The sequence below is a fragment of the Microcystis sp. LE19-10.1B genome (genome assembly GCF_027530565.1).
GTDB classification, from domain to species: domain Bacteria; phylum Cyanobacteriota; class Cyanobacteriia; order Cyanobacteriales; family Microcystaceae; genus Microcystis; species Microcystis aeruginosa.
In genome coordinates, this window is sequence record NZ_JAPZQM010000695.1 from 1 (window position 1) to 1,057 (window position 1,057).

A 1,057-nucleotide genomic window follows, 5' to 3' on the forward strand; every position below is an offset into this window, starting at 1 on the left:
CCCTTATATAGAAAGGCATTTAGCCATTTTTGTCAATTGTTTTTTATCTAGAGCGAACTAATCAATTAAGTCTCTTGCCAGATAAGGATTTAGTCGATTTATGCCCCCCTATCGAACCATAACAAGTAACGAAGAGCCATACTTCTTAATTTTTTATTTGGGTAATTAATTTTGCATGACTACTTATTAGAAAAAAAGTTAGCGATCACTTGTCAACCAAGGGTTTCAGAATCTGGATTCGGTCAGGGATTTCCGAAAGTTCCAGAAGAGCGTTAATAGTCTCGACAATAGAACGCTTACGGGATAAAAGCTTGTCATAAAGGCGGATTAAGCGATTTTTCAGGTTCCGCTTGGGTTTAGCAAAAAACTCAATACCAAAATCTTTGAGCAGTTCCTCCCCCAGGGATTGAGAGACATAACCTCGGTCAGCAAAAACTTTGCCAAACAAGGATTGTAGCAATTTGTTCACGGGTTTGCGGTCGTCCACATTGCCGGGGGTAAGGTGAACATTAGATCTCTTGCAAAAGTAATCAAGATATATATTTTTGTCGGTAACGAAGTTCGTAATTGTAGATACCAGCAATCAAATTCAATCTCAGACCAAATCGCCGTCTGCGATTTCTGTATCTTGATGAAAGTATCCGAAATATTTTGAGACGACGATGAATATGTTCTATAACTATGCGCCGTTGTGATAACTGACGATTGGCTTTTTTTTGCTCTTTACTTAGTTTTTCTTTTTTCTTTTTTTTATGAGGAATTTGACTGTTTTGATGGATTTTCTGAATTCCTTGATAGCCTTTATCCCCTAATATTTCTATTTCCTTATTTAACCTTATTTTGCTCTCTTTCCACAGTCGAAAATCATGGACTCTTCCTTTCTCACAACGGACACAGATTACCTGCTCGCTTTTTTGATCGGCAACGACTTGCGACTTTAATGTGTGGTATCCCTGCTTGCCACTATAGCATGATTTCTGTTTTTTTTTGGGTCTTTCTATCTCCTGTTCTGACACATCCACCACTATTACTTCTATTTCACTATTACTTTCTAATA

1 protein-coding gene and 1 pseudogene are annotated in these 1,057 nt (G+C 37.5%); both read right to left on the reverse strand.

Going from position 1 to position 1,057, the window contains the following annotated elements; genetic code table 11:
• Window positions 1-247: 247 nt before the first annotated feature.
• Window positions 248-511: pseudogene (locus O9332_RS24800) on the reverse strand (transposase); the annotation flags it as partial.
• Between the two features lie 19 nt (window positions 512-530).
• Window positions 531-1,057, reverse strand: a 527-nt coding sequence (locus O9332_RS24805; RefSeq protein WP_288027786.1) for an IS5 family transposase, incomplete at its 5' end; no start/stop codon positions are given.